Annotated in this window: 12 protein-coding genes and 1 tRNA gene; 4 read left to right on the forward strand and 9 right to left on the reverse strand. The window is 35.6% G+C overall.

What is annotated here, in order from left to right; all coding sequences use genetic code 11:
• Positions 1-30: 30 nt before the first annotated feature.
• From LOK78_RS04030 to mce, 5 genes are all read right to left on the reverse strand, one after another.
• Positions 31-918: a hypothetical protein gene (locus LOK78_RS04030; protein WP_232633831.1), complete on the reverse strand. Its 888-nt coding sequence runs from the start codon at positions 916-918 to the stop codon at positions 31-33.
• A 3-nt stretch (positions 919-921) separates the two neighbouring features.
• Complete coding sequence (locus LOK78_RS04035; RefSeq protein WP_232633833.1) at positions 922-1,239, reverse strand: helix-turn-helix transcriptional regulator; 318 nt, start codon at positions 1,237-1,239, stop codon at positions 922-924.
• Positions 1,240-1,336: 97 nt separating this feature from the next.
• Positions 1,337-2,182: a DUF6617 family protein gene (locus tag LOK78_RS04040; RefSeq protein WP_232633835.1), complete on the reverse strand. Its 846-nt coding sequence runs from the start codon at positions 2,180-2,182 to the stop codon at positions 1,337-1,339.
• Between the two features lie 106 nt (positions 2,183-2,288).
• Positions 2,289-2,362 (reverse strand) — tRNA-Ile (locus LOK78_RS04045).
• 81 nt (positions 2,363-2,443) lie between these two features.
• Positions 2,444-2,848, reverse strand: a complete 405-nt coding sequence (gene mce / locus LOK78_RS04050) for a methylmalonyl-CoA epimerase (RefSeq protein ID WP_166956883.1) — start codon at positions 2,846-2,848, stop codon at positions 2,444-2,446.
• Positions 2,849-2,920: 72 nt separating this feature from the next.
• Here mce and rbfA point away from each other — a divergent pair, with 72 nt between their 5' ends.
• Positions 2,921-3,316 (forward strand): 30S ribosome-binding factor RbfA, encoded by a 396-nt coding sequence (gene rbfA / locus LOK78_RS04055; protein ID WP_166956881.1) that lies wholly within the window; start codon positions 2,921-2,923, stop codon positions 3,314-3,316.
• Positions 3,317-4,528, forward strand: coding sequence for an ABC transporter permease (locus LOK78_RS04060; RefSeq protein WP_232633837.1), 1,212 nt, complete (start codon positions 3,317-3,319; stop codon positions 4,526-4,528).
• On the opposite strand, the gene dusB is transcribed toward LOK78_RS04060, so the two are convergent.
• A complete protein-coding gene (dusB, locus tag LOK78_RS04065) occupies positions 4,525-5,520 on the reverse strand; it encodes a tRNA dihydrouridine synthase DusB (protein WP_232393691.1) in 996 nt (331 codons plus the stop codon). The genes LOK78_RS04060 and dusB overlap by 4 nt on opposite strands.
• Positions 5,520-6,746 (reverse strand): M20/M25/M40 family metallo-hydrolase, encoded by a 1,227-nt coding sequence (locus LOK78_RS04070; RefSeq protein ID WP_232633839.1) that lies wholly within the window; start codon positions 6,744-6,746, stop codon positions 5,520-5,522. Before LOK78_RS04070 ends, dusB begins: the two co-directional genes overlap by 1 nt.
• 61 nt (positions 6,747-6,807) lie before the next feature.
• Here LOK78_RS04070 and LOK78_RS04075 point away from each other — a divergent pair, with 61 nt between their 5' ends.
• Complete coding sequence (locus LOK78_RS04075; RefSeq protein ID WP_232633841.1) at positions 6,808-7,911, forward strand: TolB family protein; 1,104 nt, start codon at positions 6,808-6,810, stop codon at positions 7,909-7,911.
• Here LOK78_RS04075 and LOK78_RS04080 read toward each other — a convergent pair.
• Positions 7,908-10,331, reverse strand: a complete 2,424-nt coding sequence (locus LOK78_RS04080; RefSeq protein WP_232633847.1) for a TonB-dependent receptor — start codon at positions 10,329-10,331, stop codon at positions 7,908-7,910. The two genes, LOK78_RS04075 and LOK78_RS04080, sit on opposite strands and share 4 nt — an antisense overlap.
• A gap of 123 nt (positions 10,332-10,454) precedes the next feature.
• On the opposite strand from LOK78_RS04080, the gene lepA reads away from it, so the two are divergent.
• Positions 10,455-12,251, forward strand: coding sequence for a translation elongation factor 4 (gene lepA / locus LOK78_RS04085; RefSeq protein ID WP_053970821.1), 1,797 nt, complete (start codon positions 10,455-10,457; stop codon positions 12,249-12,251).
• Here the strand turns inward: lepA and LOK78_RS04090 are convergent.
• The gene (locus LOK78_RS04090; RefSeq protein WP_053970820.1) at positions 12,248-14,083 is read right to left on the reverse strand and encodes a cation:proton antiporter; all 1,836 of its coding nucleotides are present in this window, start codon (positions 14,081-14,083) and stop codon (positions 12,248-12,250) included. The genes lepA and LOK78_RS04090 overlap by 4 nt on opposite strands.
• Positions 14,084-14,175: the final 92 nt, after the last annotated feature.

Raw genomic sequence — 14,175 nt, forward strand, 5'->3', positions numbered from 1 at the left:
TATATAATACCTATGGAAAACATTACTTATTTAATGATTGATTAGATAATCGAATTTTTCAACTAATAGCCTTCTTAATTCCTTTTTGGTTGAATCAAGACCATACTTTTCAATAATAACATTGAATTGGTTCCTGTGCCTCATTCTTGTAGTTCCTGACATTGTCTTGATGTCCTCTTCCCAGTATTTTGGGTTAACAAACTTTAATAGCTTTTGGTAGTCCAATTGTTCTATGGAATCCTCAGAGATTTCATCAAGGATTAGCATTTCATCAAACCTCATTAGGTAAATTTTAAACAACTCTTTGAGGTTATCCTTACTTTTTAAATCATCAAGATTATATACTCCTACCTTGTTAAAATCCCTTCTTCTTGTAAACTTTACTTCAAACCGGAATACATTGTACTCAAGCTTATATTGTTTTGCTTTATCATAGACTTTAATCACATAATTTGAATGGTCAAACTGTTTAAGCTCTCCTTTTCCATTAAATTTTCGATTATGATTATACCCCTTGTAGTTATGCATCAAAACACTTTTCTTTAATATTTCCTCAGCTGGTCTATCAACTCTAATATTTAAACCAAATTCAAGATTGGTTAAACTTGTGTGAGTCAAATCTGGTATTCTTGAAACGTGAAGGATAGTTTCGCATAGCTTACTGTATTCAAAATCATTATGATTTTTATCTTCTCTGCTATGAATGTAGTTATACAACTTGTGCAAGGAATTTTTCACATAACCTCCTTTTTCTGTAACCACAATATCCATTTTGTCTAATCTTGTTCTGTATGGGTATAAGACCTCCCCAGTATTACTCTCCAATACTTTAAACACTTCTCTAAAATTATCTGGGTTATCTATGTAAGGCTCAAATTCTGACTTGTCCCTATAATTTATTCTGACAAAATCTATCATGACCTAAGCCTTTTGAGATAAATAATTGTCTATACTTTCCTCCAGACCATCAATAGTTTCTACCCTACTATTAATAATCCAAGTATCAAGTTCATGTTTGCGGAAATAAATCATTTTACCCCCAGGAACATAGAAGGGAATTTCTTTTTTACCTGTAAGTTTATAAAGACTGCTTTTAGATTGTCCTAAGTATAGGGCAGCTTCCTCAAGAGTAAAAAACTCCTTTTCTAATAAATTTTGCTTTGTAAGTAATTCTATTACTTGCTTTAATTGACTCTGGATAATTTCCATAATTTCTAAATGAATTATGGATATGCGCATATCCCTGTTAATAATGAGACAAAGAAAAGCAACAAAAAACCCCTTGTTCTCTAAGTGTAACAAGGGGTTAAGACAAAGTGTAAGGTAAAGTGTAAGGTTACTTCAAATACGTGTTTTTAAGTGTTTCTATTTCCTTTGAAATTCTATTGAACTTATCTTGATTTGAAGATTTACCTCTAGAAAGCGCAGCATATAAATCAGAGCTTTTTAATGGTTTTCCCTGCTTATTGAAAAACAAGCCACTACTTTCAATTGTAGTCGCATTGAAGTTTTTAAAGAAAGGTTCAATTTCCCTTAAATAATGGGCAACAATTGGATTTGATTTAATAAAGGAAATACCATTGGTTTTATCTCCCTTTTCAACAATCAAAGTGCCAATGAAGTCAGTTTCGGATACAATAACATCATCTATTAAATCAAGGATATAGGTGACTTCATAAAGCTCTTCATAAAAAGAATAGGGTAAATCCAAACATTGGAAATAAGATAAAGATGAGTTTAACTCTTTTATCTTATTGAAAATCTTATGGTGTTCAATGTACTTTGGAGCGTATAACACTTTCACATCTTTAATCAGTTCATTTAAATGATTGATTACAATTTCAAAATAGTCCTTTTCAACAAGGGTTTCAATTTTATCATAAATTGAAAGCAATTCATCAAATGATACTTTGATATCTTCTTTCTTGATGGTATCCAAAAATTCCTTTTTCTCCTTGTCAAGAATTCTTTGTAAAAATTTTGGTCTATCAATGATGGTCATTTCAAAAACTGGTTGGTCTTCATCAATTACCATTTCATCTTTTAAATAGTAATCGTGTTGGGATAAGTACTCAAACCCGTTTTCTAATAGCTCCTTATTATTTAGATATGATGAAAAAATTTCATAGAGACCATTGTTGAAAGCAATCTCAAAATATATGGGGAAGTATCTTTCTTTCATTTCAGATGTTAAACGGTAGGAACAAAAATATAAAAATGTTTAACCTATGTTTAACCCAAAATGAAAAGCCACCTACAAAAACATTGTAAGTGGCTGATTATCAACGTGGTCCCAACTGGGCTCGAACCAGTGACCCTCTGATTATGAGTCAGATGCTCTAACCAACTGAGCTATGGGACCGCTGTACAAAAGTACACTTTAAACACTCTATATAAAAGAGTGTGCAATATTACTACATATTTTAAAACCTCACAACATTTTTTAGTCTCGAATCTCTTGACATAATTCCACCAAAACTCCGTTTGTAGTCTTTGGGTGTAAAAAGGCTACCAACTTGTTATCTGCTCCCTTTTTGGGCTCTTTATTTAAAATTGTAAACCCTTCCTGCTCCAACCGCTGCAATTCTTGGACTATATCTTCTACATCAAATGCGATGTGATGAATCCCTTCTCCTTTCTTCTCTATAAACTTGGCTATGGGACTGTCTGGGTTTGTAGCCTCCAATAATTCAATTTTATTCAACCCTACCTTAAAAAATGATGTTTTGACTCCTTCAGTTAATACCTCTTCAATTTTATAATGTGGTTCTCCAAATAATTTTTCGAAAAGCTGATTGGAATTTTCAAGGCTTTTTACTGCAATGCCAATGTGTTCAATTTTATTCATTATTTTTACTTATTGAAGTTAATCGTTACCTCGATCATAAGATTATCATCAAATATCCGTTATTTTTGCCATATGGAAGAAAGTCAAAGACAAAAAAAAATAGCCTCAGTACTACAAAAAGATTTGGTTGAAGTACTACAAGGGTCGGCTACACAAGGTGGCATGAAGGGAATTATTATATCTGTAACTCAAGTGAAAGTAACTGTAGATTTATCGATTGCAAAAGTCTATTTAAGCATTTTCCCTAATGACAAGGGAAAAGAACTTTTGGAAGGCATTAAATCCAATTCCCACTTAATCAAGCATGAATTAGCACAGAGAACTAAAAATCAATTGAGAAGAATGCCTCAGCTTGAGTTCTTTATTGATGATTCTTTGGAATACATTGACAAAATAGAGAGCTCCTTAAAAGGAGAAGAAAACCCCATAAAGGATCCCAATCTATTAGACAAACGAAAAAAATCCTAATTGAATTTTTCCCTATACATTGCCAAACGGTACCTAATTTCTAAAAGCTCCAATAATGCGATTAACTTTATCACTATTATTGCTGCCATTGGTGTTATTTTAGGGTCAGCAGCTTTGTTTATAGTATTGTCTGGATTTTCAGGACTCAAAGATTTTACATTGGAATTCACCTCCATCATTGATCCTGACCTAAAAGCTGAAGCAACTTCAGGAAAGTCCTTTACGCTTTCACAGAAAGAAATGACCCAATTGGAAAACGCTAAAAGCATTGCCCAATTTTCAAAAATCATTGAGGAGCGGGTTTTTGTAACTTTTGATGGAAAAAGCTACCCCAATGCCTTTATTAAGGGTGTCGATGGGAATTATGACCAGGTAAACAAAATAGATTCTGTGATATTTTATGGTAGTTGGCTTGCCCAAAAATCCAACCAAATTGTTTCGGGATTAGGTATTTCAAGTTCCTTGTCCTTTGGAATTGTTGATTATGGCAAACAAGTCAATTTATATGTCCCAAAGCCGGGAAAAGGACAAATCACCTCTCTAAAACAAGCCTATAACAGTTTTGATGCTGTAAATGTGGGTATTTTTGACGTTAGTGAAGAGCTTAACAATAAATATATTTTTGCCCCCATAGATATGGCTCAAGCTCTTTTGGGATATGAAGATCTTCAAATTTCGGCTATAGAATTTAAACTAAAACCCAACACCTCTGAAGATGATGCTAGGAATGAACTAAAGGAAATTTTGGGTAATAAAGTAGTTGTAAAAAATAAAGCTCAATTAAATGATGCCCTATATAAAATGTTGAACACCGAAAATCTTGTAGTTTACCTTATTTTCACCTTGGTGCTTATCATTGCCCTTTTCAATGTTATTGGATCTATTACTATGATGATTCTTGACAAAAAGAAAAATTTAAAAACACTTTTCAACTTGGGAGCACAGGTAAAAGATATTCGGAGAGTGTTTTTCTTTCAAGGCAGTCTAATGTCTATTGTGGGAGGAGTTATCGGCTTGATACTGGGTGTCATTTTGGTAATCCTGCAAAAAGCCTTTTCTCTGGTCATGTTAACCAATAACTTAGCCTACCCAGTAACACTAAAAAGTATAAATGTACTGGTGGTTCTAATTACCATTTCTATTTTAGGTATTATTGCCTCCAAAATAGCCTCTGGAAGAATTTCAAAATCACTTATTGAAGCTGCTGTTTAAGAAGCAAAATCAAAATGCTTAAATTTTTCAAGCACCTCATCTAATGTCTCAAAGACATCTTTAGATTCATCACTAGTAACCATCCGAGTTCGATAGTCTTTAAAGTTGGGAATCCCCTTAAAATAATTGGTATAATGTCTTCGGGTCTCAAAAACACCCAGTTTTTCACCTTTCCAATCGATAGCCATCTGTAAATGCCTTTTGGCGGCATGAACCCGATCTTCCAAAGAAATCGCAGGCAAATATTCACCTGTATTGAAATAGTGTTTGACTTGTTTAAAAAACCAAGGATTCCCTATGGTGGCGCGACCTATCATGGCACCATCCAAACCATAAGAATCTCGCATCTCCACGGCTCTTTCGGGAGTATCCACATCGCCATTACCAAAAACCGGAATATGCATTCTTGGATTATTCTTTACTGCCGCAATAGGTCTCCAATCTGCGTTTCCTTTATACATTTGAGCTCTCGTCCTACCATGAATAGCGATGGCTTGAATACCCACATCCTGAAGTCGTTCAGCAACCTCAACTATTTTAATGGAATCGTGATCCCAACCCAATCTCGTTTTTACAGTTATAGGAAGATTGGTGCGTTTAACCATCTCAGCAGTTAAAGATTCCATAAGACAAACATCTTTTAATATGCCTGCCCCAGCTCCTTTACTAACCACCTTTTTAACGGGACAACCAAAATTGATGTCAATAAAATCCGGTTTCGATTTTTCAACTATGTCTACGGTTTGCAACATGCTATCCAAGTTGGCTCCAAATATTTGAATCCCCACAGGACGCTCTTTTTCATAAATATCTAATTTCATGACACTTTTCGCAGCATCTCGAATCAAGCCCTCACTTGAAATAAACTCAGTGTACACCACATCGGCACCTTGCTCCTTACACAATGCGCGGAATGGTGGATCACTCACATCCTCCATTGGTGCCAACAATAAAGGGAAGGCTCCTAAATCTATGTCTCCAATCTTTGCCATTAAAATATCAATTCCTTTTCTACTTCCGTGCCATTTCTTGTCACAACTACCTTAGTGGTATCTCCTTGCTTGAAGGCGGCCAATGCCCTCATATAACTCATCATATCAACAATAGTGCTATCACCCATTTTAATGACGATATCACCCTTTTCTAAACCGGCCCTTTTAGCAGGTTTTCCTTCACTTACACCATCTATTCGCATCCCTTTCCCATCAAACAAGTAATCTGGAATGACACCCATTCCTACTTTAAATCTTGGTGTTTCCTCACTCTCATTTTTGGTTTTTCTAAATGCCATTTTTCCTTGACTGTCCAATTCAGAAATTACATCAAAAATATAGTTGGAAACCAAATTCATTCCGTCATAATTCAATTTATCAAAATCATCACTTGGTTTGTGATAATCTTCATGTTGCCCAGTAAAAAAATGTAAAACTGGAATATCTTGAAGATAAAAAGAAGTATGGTCTGAAGGTCCAATCCCGGATTCGTTTTCTATGATTTTAAAGCTTTTATTGGTAGCCGAAAGAACCTGCTTAAATCTTGGCGAGGTTCCTACTCCATAAACAGCCAAAGTACTATCTTGCTTTAATCTTCCTACCATATCCATATTGATCATGTAATTGACATGTTCTAAATCTATGGTAGAATTTTTAGCAAAATAATTAGACCCTAACAAACCCATTTCTTCTCCAGAAAAAGCCATGAATAAATAGTTGTTTGAGGTGTTGGCCTTTTGCAGTTTCCCTGCTAAATCCAACATCACTGCTACTCCGCTAGCATTATCATCAGCCCCATTGTGAATTTGCTTCTCTTCACCACGATATAAAGAGCCTTCGCTACCAAACCCTAAATGGTCATAGTGGGCACCAATAATAACTGTTTGTTCTGCTTGATTATCTATATATCCAAGTACATTTGTACCTGTAATAGTCCCATCAGCCTCCATCGTTACAAATTTAACTTCCTCATGTGGATTGGTTTTTGGTTTGAAACTAAAGGGTTGAAAATAGTTTTCAGTTCCTTTGGGAACCAATCCCATTTCTTTAAACCTCTTTACAATATAATTGGCCGCTTCCTGCTCACCCTGCGTTCCTGTTTCACGTCCTTCCAATTTGTCATCAGAAAGAAAAACCACATCTTCCTTAATCTCATTTGTATAGGAGTATTCCTTTTTGCAACCCCATAGCGTTACAAAAAGAACCAGTAGCGTTATATGTTTCATGCTAAATTTATATTTTTGCGCAAAAATAGGTAATAATCACCACATTTGTAAGCCTAACTATATGAAATCAAAGCTAACCCTTCTATCGATACTTTTTACAGTTGTCCTTTCATGTAAATCAGACAAAAAACAATCTGAGGATGTTACAACTGGAGCAACCAAATGGGTTGACACTCTTATTTACCCGGAAGAAACTCATTTTAAATCACTAAAACAAATCACTTTTGGAGGTGATAACGCAGAGGCCTATTGGAGTTTTGATGATAAACAACTCATTTTTCAATCCAACAACAAAAACTGGGGCGTCAATTGTGATCAAATGTTTTTAATGAATGCAGGAGATACTTTTAAGGATAGTATTCCACCTATGATTAGTACAGGAAAAGGGAGAACCACTTGTGCCTATTTTCTCCCAGACAATCAACATATTGTATATGCCTCCACCCATCTTGGCGGCGAAGAATGCCCCGAAACTCCATTACGCTTGAACGGTAGATATGTGTGGCCAATTTATGATACTTATGACATTTTTGTAGCAGACCTAGAAGGCAACATCGTAAACCAATTGACTAATGAAAAAGGGTATGATGCAGAAGCTACGGTTTCGCCTAAGGGTGATAAAATTGTGTTCACCTCTACCAGAAGTGGAGATTTGGAACTTTATACCATGAATATCGATGGTTCTGAAGTTACCCAAATAACTGATCAGTTGGGTTATGATGGAGGCGCCTTTTTCTCTCCTGACGGAACAAAGATCATTTTCCGTTCATCACGACCAAAAACAGAAGAAGAGATTCAAGAATATAAGAGCCTACTAGCTGAAGGTCTTGTGCAGCCAACAGAAATGGAACTGTATATTTGCAATGCTGATGGAAGCGAACTAAGACAATTGACCAATTTAGGTAATGCCAACTGGAGTCCGTTTTTTCATCCATCGGGAAAGAAAATTTTGTTTTCTTCCAATTTTGAAGCAGAAAAAGGATTCCCTTTCAATTTATACATGATTGATCTAGATGGCAAAAATTTAGAGCGTGTGACACATAGCACTACATTTGATGCCTTCCCTGTTTTTTCAAATGATGGTAAAAAGTTGATCTTTTCATCCAACCGTAACAACGGTGGTGGTCATGACACCAATTTATTTATAGCTGACTGGGTGGATTAATCACGTTCGTTAATACGTTCGGTTTCCTTGACCTCAGATTGTCTTTGATTGGTTTCCAATTTGGTATTTCCAAATTTATAACGCAACCCTAATTTTACCCAACGGTTATCCAAATTGGTATTGTAATAACTATATTGGTTAGCATATCTCGTAGAAGTTTCAAAATCTGACATATTAAAGAGATCACTGGCTGTTAATGTAACCACTAACTTTTTATTCAAGAAAGTTTTTGAGATGGTTAAGTCAGACATCAACCTGCTTTCAGAAAGCATTAAACCTTGTAGGTTTTTAGAACCATAGGTAAGAGCTAAGTCGGCTTTTAAACTTCTATCACTCAAAAATGACCAACTATTGCTTAAAATACTATAGTTAGACCACTGGTTTAATGTTTGAAAGCCCATGGAAAAGCTTACATTATCCTCAATTCTGTAAAAGGAAGTGACCGCATAGATAAACCAGTTATCAGTTAGATTAAAATAAGAGATAAGATCCAAGCCATACTCTGTGGTATTATCAAAATTTACAGGCGTATATGTGATTGTATTGTTGATATTGTCTTGAATGGGTATTTCATAAAAGTTCCCTTCCATATTCTTGTAGTAAGCCTCAACCATAAAAAAGGAGGTTAAGGTAGTTCCCAAAACCATATGATCTGTAAAAATAGGCTGCAGTGACGGATTCCCAACTACCAATATATAATCATTTAAAAACAAGGTAAAAGGATTCAAATCCTTAAAGTCAGGACGTTGTATGCTTCTTTTATAATTAGCATATAAATTAAAATTGCCTTCCGATTGATATTTTAAACTTAAGGATGGAAACCACTCCAGGTAATCTTGGGAATTGGTTTGATTGGTCGTTACAGACAACCCTTCGATATTGGTTTGCTCCATGCGCAAACCTGCATTAATGCTGAACTTTTCCCATTCCTTGTTAAAATTGGAATAAGCCGCATAAACAAGTTCTTCATAATCAAAAGCATTGGAGTAATTTTCATTAAAAATGGGCTCTTCATTTGTGAAATCAAAATCAAATCTGGTTATGTCACTCTCTGTTTTCACCTTAGAGAATTTAACCCCAATTTCAAATTCTGCAGTGGCGCCCAAAGGTTTTTTATAATCCAGTTGCGAAGTGATAATATTGGTCTGTTGATTGGATTCCGTTTCAAAGGCCGTTGGAGCAACAAAGTTATTATCTGAATCAAAATAGAAGTTATCTGTATCCTGATTCCTTTGGAAGTCATAGAAGGTAACATGGCTATTGAAAGCTAATTTACCGCCATTCTCTTTAAACGAATGCACAAAACCCAAATCTACACCTACATTATATTTGTCATCATTGGTTTGGTTTTCTGTTAAAAAACTAGATTGAAAAATTTCATTGGCATCAAACACCTGAGTATTATTTGTGATTTTGGTGTTTATTGAAGGTGTCATCAATAAATTGGATGATAAACTCAATGTGTTGTAATCATCGATATAATAATCAAAATTAAAACTGGCATTGTGCGCTTTGGTTAAACCATTACGATCAACATCAGATTTCCAAGTTTCATAAACCTCGTTGTTGTCATTTAAATAATTAACACCATCGTCATTTCGTCTATTTATTTTGTCATGGTTATAACTGTAATTGGCAAAAAAATTGACCTTAGCCGTTTTAAAATAGGCATTAGCTCCACCTTGGTATCTGGGATAAACCCCTTGTGTATAATTTCCGTAAACAGAACCATTAAAACCTGTAGCCAAGTTTTTGGTCATAATGATATTTAAAACCACACCACTTGAAGCATCATAGCTGGCCGGCGGGTTGGTAATAACCTCAATAGATTTTATAGCGTCTGCAGGAGTTCCTTCAAGAAGCTGCATCAACTCATCCGAAGTTAATTCTACTTTTCTGTTGTTGATATAAACCGTGGGCTGAGAACTTTTAACTTGAATGGTTCCATCCATAACTAAAACGCCAGGAGTACTTTTCACAGCCTGCATCATATTTCCTTCTGAAATAGCTGTATTTTCAATATTGAAAACCAACCTGTCCGCTTCTTTTTTTATAGTGGGTTTATTGACAATGATACTGACTTCATTTAAAGCTTCGGCACTTTCTTCCAAAGTAATAATGCCTAAATCCATATCTTGTACCACTTGGATTTCTTTGGTGTAATCTTTATAACCCACAAAGGTTATCTCCAGCAAATAATTGCCTGCTGGGAGATTACCTAAGGTAAAGCCTCCAAAGTCATCTGTTGAAGTGCCCGCAATAATCTTTGGCTGATCAACCGTATACAAGATAACATTGGCGTATGAAAACGGCTCAAAGTTTGCATCGTTAACGACTCCTGAAATTGTTAATTCTTGAGAAAAATGTTGCAGGGGCGACAGAATTGCTATTAAAAAAAAGGCGAAAACGTTAATTTTCATATAATCGATTAGACCTGCAATATATAAATTCTTTTAAAAAATTGTTTACGGATTTTCCGTAATTGAAACTCAAAACATAAGAAAACAACTATATTTGCAAAATATTTAAGCCTAAGGTTATACATGAAGAACATAAGAAACTTTTGTATTATCGCACACATTGATCATGGGAAAAGTACCCTGGCCGACCGATTATTGGATTTTACCGGGTCTGTGACAGAAAGAGAAAAGCAAGATCAATTGTTGGATAGTATGGATTTGGAACGCGAAAGAGGAATAACCATTAAGTCCCATGCCATCCAAATGGACTACGTCCACGAAGGGGAGCATTATGTTCTCAATTTAATTGACACTCCGGGTCATGTTGATTTCAGTTATGAAGTCTCCCGTTCCATTGCCGCCTGTGAAGGCGCTCTATTGGTGGTAGATGCCGCACAGAGTATACAAGCACAGACTATTTCTAATTTGTATTTGGCTTTAGAAAACGACTTGGAAATCATTCCTGTCCTAAATAAAGTGGACTTACCAAGCGCCAATCCTGAAGAAGTTACTGATGATATCGTTGATTTATTGGGCTGTGATCCTAGCGAAGTAATTCCTGCCAGTGCCAAAACAGGTATTGGGATTCAAGAAATTTTAACGGCAATCATTGATAGGATTCCAGCACCTAAGGGAAATCCAGATGAACCTTTACAAGCTTTGATTTTTGATTCGGTTTATAATCCTTTTAGAGGAGTTGAAACCTATTTTAGAGTCATTAATGGTTCTATTAAAAAGAATCAACAGATTAAATTTATTGCAACCGGCAAATCGTATTATGCGGATGAAGTAGGGACTTTAAAGCTTACCCAACATCCAAAAAATGAGATTAAAGCTGGTGATGTGGGATATTTAATCACTGGAATAAAAGAGGCAAAGGAAGTCAAGGTAGGTGATACCATTACAGATTCAAAAGAGCCAACTAAAAATGCTATTAGTGGTTTTGAGGATGTCAAGCCGATGGTTTTCGCTGGAATCTATCCTGTAGATACCGAAGATTATGAAGACTTAAGAGCATCCATGGAAAAACTCCAGCTGAATGATGCTTCTTTGGTATTTCAACCAGAAAGTTCAGCTGCCTTAGGATTTGGTTTCCGTTGTGGATTCTTAGGAATGCTTCACTTGGAAATCATCCAAGAACGTTTAGAACGTGAATTTGACATGACTGTGATCACTACGGTACCAAACGTTAGTTATCATGCATTTACAAATAAAAACCCAGACGATGTCATCATCGTTAATAACCCAACCGATTTACCTGAGCCATCTACTTTAAATCGTGTTGAAGAACCTTTTATCAAAGCAACCATCATCACTAAAGCTGATTTTGTTGGCCCTGTAATGAGTTTGTGTATTGAAAAACGTGGACAGATTAAAAATCAAACTTATTTAACACCAGAGCGTGTCGAGCTTTCTTTCGATATGCCTTTGGCAGAGATTGTATTTGATTTTTATGATCGCTTAAAAACGGTTTCCAAAGGTTACGCCTCTTTTGATTATGCTCCTATAGGTATGAGAGCTTCAAAATTGGTGCGTGTAGATATTTTATTGAATGCGCAACAGGTAGATGCCCTTTCAGCTTTAATTCACGCAGACAATGCTTATAACATTGGTAAAAGAATGTGTGAAAAGCTCAAGGAATTGATCCCACGCCAACAGTTTGACATTCCTATTCAAGCAGCTATTGGCGCTAAGATTATTTCTAGGGAAACCATAAAGGCCTTAAGAAAAGATGTTACCGCCAAGTGCTACGGAGGGGATATTTCTAGAAAGCGTAAACTATTGGAAAAACAGAAAAAAGGTAAAAAACGTATGCGTCAAGTTGGGAATGTAGAAATTCCTCAACAAGCCTTCATGGCCGTTTTAAAGCTTAACGACTAGACTTTTTCAACATCAAATGGTTTTCCCAAATATACAAGTTGGGAGCCACTTTCTATCGCTTCTATCTCATTACTATGGGATGGTATGATTTCATATTCTCCATTAGGATCTTTGATGAAAAGCGGGATAATATTTTTGTTGGAAATTGAAATATCTATTAACCGTTTAAAATGCTCAAAATTTTCTAAATCAATTTCATTGACAGAAGGATAATTACTGGTCACATTACTTAAGCTTACATAATCATCGGTATGTGAAAATAAGCCCTCTCTTGGGTTGTTTTTATCATCAGCCATTTCCTTTTGTGAAATCAATCTAAAGGAACCGTTTTCACCAAACTGGGCGCCGTACTTATTAATTGCATATTTGTTGATTTCTGAGTTAGCTGTCAATGCCATTAAATATCCTACATCATTCAACTCGATGTTATCAGAAAGTGTATCCGAATAAATATTGGTATGAATGGCTTCCAACCCAAGTTCCTTTGCCTTCGCAATGTTGTTCATATTGCTATCAATCAACACCACATGACGACCATTGTTAACCAAATAATGACCTATTAATCTAGCCACCCTAGAGGCTCCCACAATCAATATTCCTTCAGACTTTTTCAAAAATACACCCACCCATTTTGCAAAATAACGAGCGGTTGTTGCGTTGAGTAAAACCGTGCCCAATACAATGGTAAACACAAGCGGGGTGATGTATTCGGCTCCTGCTACCCCTTGTTTTAATAATTTACTTCCAAATAAAGAGGCAATACCAGCAGCAACAATACCTCTTGGTCCAACCCAACTTATAAAAACCTTTTCTTTGGTCTTGAGTGGGGAACCAAATGTACTTGCAAAAACAGATAAAGGCCTAATAATCAAAACGACAATCAAGAATAAAAAGACCGTATTCCAATTATAAATCAGGTACAAATCTTCCATGTTAATATTCGCCGCCAGTAGAATAAAAAGAATGGAAATCAGCAAGACACTTAAGGACTCCTTAAAGTACAATAACTCCTTTATATTTTCCAATTTGCTGTTCCCTAAAACTAGTCCCATAACCACTACCGCCAATAAACCTGATTCGTGAGCGAAAATTTCAGATTCCACATAAACCAAAAGCACTACGGAAAGGGAAACTACATTTAATAAGTAATGAGGAATCAACTTCTTATTAATGGCAAATGCCAATGCATGAGCAAAGGTGAAACCGAACGTGACTCCAAATAAAATGATTTTGAAAAACTCAATTAAGGCCGTTTTGGTAAATCCAGAATCTCCTTCAACACTTATAAATTCAAAAACCAAAACCGCAGCCAATGCCCCCAGAGGATCAATAAGAATTCCTTCCCATTTTAGGACCGTAGAGACATCCTTTTTTAGAGGAATATTTCTTAAAATTGGCGTAATCACAGTAGGACCTGTTACTATAATCAAAGCAGCAAACAAAAAAGCCAAACGCCAGTCTAGTCCAAAAAGATAATGAGCCGTTATACCTGAACCGATAAACGTTATAAATGCTCCTACAGTAATCAATTTTGTGATGACTGGCCCAACATTTCTAATCTCACTTCGCTTTAAGGTGAGACCACCTTCAAAAAGAATAATACTAATAGCAAGTGAAAGAAAGTAATAAAGTCCTTCCCCTGGGAAAAGTCCATTTTTCCCATTCCAAACAGGTTCTATCCACTTACGGCCATCAGAAGTTATGAACTCAGATGCGATAGGACCCACAAACAATCCTATTAAAATCAAAGGAAGGATTGCTGGAATTTTAAATCTCCAAGCAACCCATTGTGCCAGTATACCCAAAATAATGATTCCTGCTAATTCTAACATACTTTAATTTTGATATTGTAATTATACCACAAAAATGGATATCTCGGAAGGAAAACTAGGGTAAATCCTCTAAAAATAGTATCTTTCTAACG

The organism is Mangrovimonas futianensis (assembly GCF_021245805.1).
GTDB lineage: Bacteria > Bacteroidota > Bacteroidia > Flavobacteriales > Flavobacteriaceae > Mangrovimonas > Mangrovimonas futianensis.

Excerpts from the sequence above, each read along its gene's own strand:
- LOK78_RS04030 (WP_232633831.1), bottom strand. The coding sequence starts at position 918 with ATGATAGATTTTGTCAGAATAAATTATAGGGACAAGTCAGAATTTGAG.
- LOK78_RS04035 (WP_232633833.1), bottom strand. The coding sequence starts at position 1,239 with ATGCGCATATCCATAATTCATTTAGAAATTATGGAAATTATCCAGAGT.
- LOK78_RS04040 (WP_232633835.1), bottom strand. The coding sequence starts at position 2,182 with ATGAAAGAAAGATACTTCCCCATATATTTTGAGATTGCTTTCAACAAT.
- mce (WP_166956883.1), bottom strand. The coding sequence starts at position 2,848 with ATGAATAAAATTGAACACATTGGCATTGCAGTAAAAAGCCTTGAAAAT.
- rbfA (WP_166956881.1), top strand. The coding sequence starts at position 2,921 with ATGGAAGAAAGTCAAAGACAAAAAAAAATAGCCTCAGTACTACAAAAA.
- dusB (WP_232393691.1), bottom strand. The coding sequence starts at position 5,520 with ATGGCAAAGATTGGAGACATAGATTTAGGAGCCTTCCCTTTATTGTTG.
- LOK78_RS04070 (WP_232633839.1), bottom strand. The coding sequence starts at position 6,746 with ATGAAACATATAACGCTACTGGTTCTTTTTGTAACGCTATGGGGTTGC.
- LOK78_RS04075 (WP_232633841.1), top strand. The coding sequence starts at position 6,808 with ATGAAATCAAAGCTAACCCTTCTATCGATACTTTTTACAGTTGTCCTT.
- LOK78_RS04080 (WP_232633847.1), bottom strand. The coding sequence starts at position 10,331 with ATGAAAATTAACGTTTTCGCCTTTTTTTTAATAGCAATTCTGTCGCCC.
- lepA (WP_053970821.1), top strand. The coding sequence starts at position 10,455 with ATGAAGAACATAAGAAACTTTTGTATTATCGCACACATTGATCATGGG.
- LOK78_RS04090 (WP_053970820.1), bottom strand. The coding sequence starts at position 14,083 with ATGTTAGAATTAGCAGGAATCATTATTTTGGGTATACTGGCACAATGG.